Annotated in this window: 3 protein-coding genes; all 3 read right to left on the bottom strand. The window is 64.8% G+C overall.

What is annotated here, in order from left to right; translation table 11 throughout:
- Nucleotides 1-1,062 (bottom strand): dihydrolipoyl dehydrogenase (gene lpdA / locus RMN84_RS03015; protein WP_309610727.1); only part of this gene is annotated, 1,062 nt, incomplete at its 3' end.
- Nucleotides 1,063-1,366: 304 nt separating this feature from the next.
- Nucleotides 1,367-2,761, bottom strand: coding sequence for a 2-oxoglutarate dehydrogenase complex dihydrolipoyllysine-residue succinyltransferase (odhB, locus tag RMN84_RS03010; protein WP_309610726.1), 1,395 nt, complete (start codon nt 2,759-2,761; stop codon nt 1,367-1,369).
- A 10-nt stretch (nt 2,762-2,771) separates the two neighbouring features.
- The coding region (locus RMN84_RS03005; protein WP_309610725.1) for a 2-oxoglutarate dehydrogenase E1 component at nt 2,772-4,911 on the bottom strand (2,140 nt) is incomplete at its 5' end.

Here is a 4,911-nt window from a genome sequence, read left to right as displayed (position 1 = left end):
GGTGTAGACCACGCTCGGGATGACGTCGTGATTGACGATGCCGGTGCCGCCGGCGATGTTTTCGGCGCAGGCAATGCCCTCGTCCTCGGCCTTGTGGGCGAGCATCGGGCCGGGGATGACGTCGCCGATCGCCCAGATGCCAGGGACAGCAGTGCGGAAGTCGTGATCGGTGTCGATCTGGCCACGCGCGTTGAGCGACAGCCCGGCCTTGTCGAGCGCAAGACCATCGACGTTGGGACGGCGGCCGATCGCGACGAGCACGGCGTCGGCTTCGAGCGTTTCGGGCGCACCGCCTTTCGCGGGTTCGAGCGTCAGTTCGGCCTTGCCGTTGGCTGCGGTGCCGCCGGTGACCTTGGTCCCGGTCCTCAGCGTCATGCCCTGCTTCTTGAACAGCTTGGCCGATTCGGCGCGGACTTCCTCGTCCATGCCGGGCAGAATCTGATCGAGATATTCGACGACGGTGACGGCCGCGCCGAGGCGTTTCCACACGCTGCCGAGTTCCAGCCCGATGACTCCGCCGCCGATGACGACGAGGTGGCCGGGGACTTTCGGCAGGGCGAGCGCGCCGGTGGAATCGACTATGATGTACGCGTTGTTATCGACCTCGACCCCGGGGAGCGGAGTGACCGAGGAGCCGGTGGCGATGATGATGTTCTTCGCGGTGACCGCCTGATCGCCGATCGTGACCGAATTGGCCGAGGTGAAGGCGGCGCGGCCCTTGAGCCAGTCGACCTTGTTCTTCTTGAACAGAAAGGCGATGCCGCCGGTCAGTTCGGTGACCGCCTTGGCCTTCTCCGCGTGCATCTGGTCGAGGTCGAGGCTCGCCCCCTCGATGTTGATCCCGAACTTCTTGAGCGCGCCGGAATGGGCTTCGTCATAGAGTTCGGAGGCGTGGAGCAGCGCCTTGGACGGGATGCAGCCGACGTTGAGGCAGGTCCCGCCGAGCGTCTCGCGGCTCTCGACGCAGGCGGTCTTCAGCCCGAGCTGTGCCGCGCGGATCGCAGCGACATAACCGCCGGGACCGGAGCCGATGACGAGGACGTCGTAATTGGTGTCAGTCATTGGAGACCTCTGATTTTAACAGCGCATACTGCCAGTGCATTCCCACTCGTCGGCACCGTGGTAGCGCGAACTGTGGTGTGGGCCATTTACCAGCTCATCCACCAGATAAAGACCACCAAAAAATAGGCCGCTAAAGATAAATATGGCCAGCCACCCCTCGACCGACTGCCGCTGAGCGGAGACTGGACCTCGTGGCCCCGCCCACCTTCTCCAAGTTTCCAAGATCAACCCAAGCAGTTGGAGACACAGCCAACAGCCGCCAAGAAAGGCCATAAATACAATGCGTTTGTAACTTCGATTATCCTTACAAGTCGATCAGCAAACGCGTGGGATCCTCGATTGCTTCCTTGACCCGCACAAGGAACGTCACGGCTTCGCGGCCGTCGACCAGGCGATGGTCGTAGCTGAGCGCGAGGTACATCATCGGACGGATGACGACCTGGCCGTCGCGCGCCACCGGGCGGTCCTCGATACGGTGCATACCCAGCACGGCGGACTGGGGCGGGTTGATGATCGGGGTCGAGAGCAGGCTGCCGAACACGCCGCCGTTTGAGATGGTGAAGGTCCCGCCCTTCATATCATCCATCGAGAGCGTGCCGTCCTTGGCTTTCTTGCCATAGACAGCGATCGACTTTTCGATCTCCGCGAAACCCATCGCGTCGGCCGAGCGGACGACCGGGACGACGAGGCCCTTGGGGCCGGACACGGCGACCGAAACGTCAAAATAGTCATGGTAGACGATCTCGTCGCCTTCGAGATAGGCGTTGACCGAGGGGACGTCACGAGCGGCGAGCGCGCAGGCCTTCACGAAAAATCCCATGAAGCCGAGACGAATGCCGTGCTTCTTCTCGAACAAATCCTTGTAGCGGGCTCGGGCTTCGATAACGGCGGTCATGTCGACGTCGTTGAAGGTGGTGAGGATCGCGGCGGTGTTCTGCGCGTCCTTGAGGCGGGTGGCGATGGTCTGGCGCAGGCGGGTCATCCTGACGCGCTCTTCGTTCCGGTTCCCCGGCGTAGGCCGGGGCCCAGGAGCCGCAGGCTCCGAAGTGGGTGCGGCAGGAGTCTTCGCCTCCGGCGCCTGGGCACCCACATCCTGCGCCTGGGAACTGCTTACTGCCGGGGGACTGCTTCCCTTCTGCTTCGCCGCCGCCAGCACATCGTCCTTGGTCAGCCGCCCGTCCTTGCCGCTGCCCTTGATCGCCGACGGATCGACGTGATTTTCGAGCACCGCGCGGCGCACGGCGGGGGACAGGCGCAACGCAGCGTCATTGGCCGAGCCGGGGCTGTCGGCGGTCGGGGCGTGTTCGTCGCCCCTCAATGCCGGGGTTTCGGCGGGGCCTGCCGGATTGGTGACGGGTTCGGCGACTGCGGGCGGAGCGGAAGCGACAGCGTCCGCCGACGAAGACGCGGGCGGAGCGGCAGCGACAGCGACAGCGACAGCGTCCGCCGACGATGACGCGCCTTCCTCCGCGATCCGCGCAATTATCGCGCCGACGGCGACGGTGTCACCTTCCTTGACCAGCGCCTCGCCGAACGTCCCCGCAACCGGCGAAGGCACATCGACGCTGACCTTGTCGGTCTCCAGGCTGGCGATCGGCTCGTCGGCGGCGACCGGGTCGCCCGGATGCTTGAGCCACGCGCCGAGCGTCGCCTCGGTAATCGATTCGCCCAGCGTCGGCACCTTCACATCGGTCGGCATAGGTCGTCCCTTACTCAGCCGCGGCGGCGGCGGCGTGTTGATTTTGTCCGAGCGCTTCAGCGAGCAGCGCAGCCTGCTCAGCGGCGTGGCGCTTGGCCAGGCCGGTGGCAGGCGAGGCTGACGCGGCACGGCCGGCGTAGCGCGGGCGCATTCCGGCACGACCGGCCTGTGCCAGGCATTCCTCGAGGCACGGCTCGACGAAAGTCCACGCGCCATTGTTCTTCGGCTCTTCCTGCGCCCAGACCAGCTCGGTCAGATTGGGCATTGCCTTCAACCGCTTGACCAACGGCTCGGACGGGAAGGGATAGATTTGCTCGATACGCAGGATTTCGGTGTTGCCGGCCCCCGACGTATCGCGCGCTTCCATCAGTTCATAGCTGACCTTGCCCGAGCACAGCACGACCCGGCGAGTGGCCGCTGCGGCGGGCGGCGTCAGGTCGCTGAGGATGCGCTTGAAATGGCTTTCGCCGGTAAAGTCGGCGCGCGGCGACACCGCCAACTTGTGGCGGAGCAAGGACTTGGGCGTCATAATCACCAGCGGCTTGCGGAAATCGCGCAGCAGCTGGCGGCGCAGGACGTGGAAATAATTGGCCGGGGTGGTGCAGTTGGCGACCTGGATATTGTCGTCGGCGCACAGCTGCAGATAGCGTTCGAGCCGGGCCGAGCTATGCTCCGGTCCCTGCCCCTCGAACCCGTGCGGCAGAAGCAGGACGATGCCGCTGGCCCGCAACCACTTCGATTCGCCCGAGGCAATGAACTGATCCATGATCGTCTGCGCGCCGTTGGCGAAATCGCCGAACTGCGCTTCCCACAGCACCAGCGTGCGCGGATCGGCGATCGAATAACCATATTCGAAGCCGAGCACGCCAAACTCGCTGAGCGGGCTGTCGCGCACTTCGAACCGCCCGCCGGGTATGTTGCGCAGCGGAATATATTTCTCGCCATTGGTCTGGTCGACCCACACCGCGTGGCGCTGGCTGAAGGTGCCGCGACCGGAGTCCTGGCCCGACAGGCGGACATTGTGTCCTTCGGCGACCAAGCTTCCGAAGGCCAGCGCCTCGCCGGTCGCCCAGTCGAACCCCGCGCCGGTCGCGAACATCGCCTTCTTGGCGTCCAGGATCCGGCCCAGCGTCTTGTGGATCGTCAGCCCCTCGGGAACGCGGGTCAGCGTCTCGCCGATGCGGTCGAAATCACCGTCGTCGATCGCGGTGCCGGTATTGCGCCGGCCAAGCACCGGTTCGTCGGGCCGCCCGAAGCCGGTCCAGCGGCCCTCGAACCAGTCGGCCTTGTTCGGCTTGTAGCTCGTTCCCGCCTGGAACTCGCCCTCCAGCAACAGGGTGAACTGCTTGGTCCGCTCGTCGAGCCATGCCTGGTCGATCACGCCTTCGTCGATCAGGCGTTTCGCGTAAATCTCGCTGATCGGCGGATGGGTCTTGATCGCGGCGTACATCAGCGGCTGGGTAAAAGCTGGCTCGTCGCCTTCGTTATGACCGAAGCGGCGGTAGCACCACATGTCGATGACGATGTCGCGGCCGAAGCGCTGGCGGAACTCGATCGCCAGCTTGCAGGTGAAGGTAACCGCTTCGGGGTCGTCACCGTTGACGTGCAGGATCGGCGCCTGGACCGCCTTTGCCATGTCAGACGGGTAAGGCGAGGAGCGGCCATATTGCGGGCTGGTGGTGAAGCCGATCTGGTTGTTGATGACGAAGTGGATCGTGCCGCCGGTGCCATAGCCGGGCAGTCCGGAGAAACCGAAGCATTCCGCCACGATCCCCTGTCCTGCGAACGCCGCGTCGCCATGCAGCAGAATCGGCAGCACGGACTTGCCGTGCGAGTCTTCGCGGAGGGTCATCACCGCGCGCGCCTTGCCGAGCACGACCGGATTGACCGCCTCGAGGTGTGACGGGTTGGGCAGCAGCGACAGGTGGACCTTGTTGCCGTCGAACTCGCGGTCCGACGAGGTGCCGAGATGGTATTTTACATCGCCCGACCCGCCGACATCGTCGGGATTGGCGGCGCCGCCGGCGAACTCGCTGAAGATCGCGCGATAGGGCTTGCCCATGACGTTGGCGAGGACGTTGAGCCGGCCGCGGTGGGCCATGCCGATGTCGATCTCGGTGATCCCCATCTGGCCGCCATATTTGATGATC

The sequence above is a fragment of the Sphingomonas sp. genome (assembly GCF_031380695.1).
GTDB lineage: Bacteria > Pseudomonadota > Alphaproteobacteria > Sphingomonadales > Sphingomonadaceae > Sphingomicrobium.
Note: the sequence above shows the minus strand (reverse complement) of the source record. Positions and strands in the feature narration are given on the sequence as shown.

Coding starts and splice junctions, on each gene's coding strand:
- odhB (WP_309610726.1), bottom strand. CDS start 2,761: ATGCCGACCGATGTGAAGGTGCCGACGCTGGGCGAATCGATTACCGAG.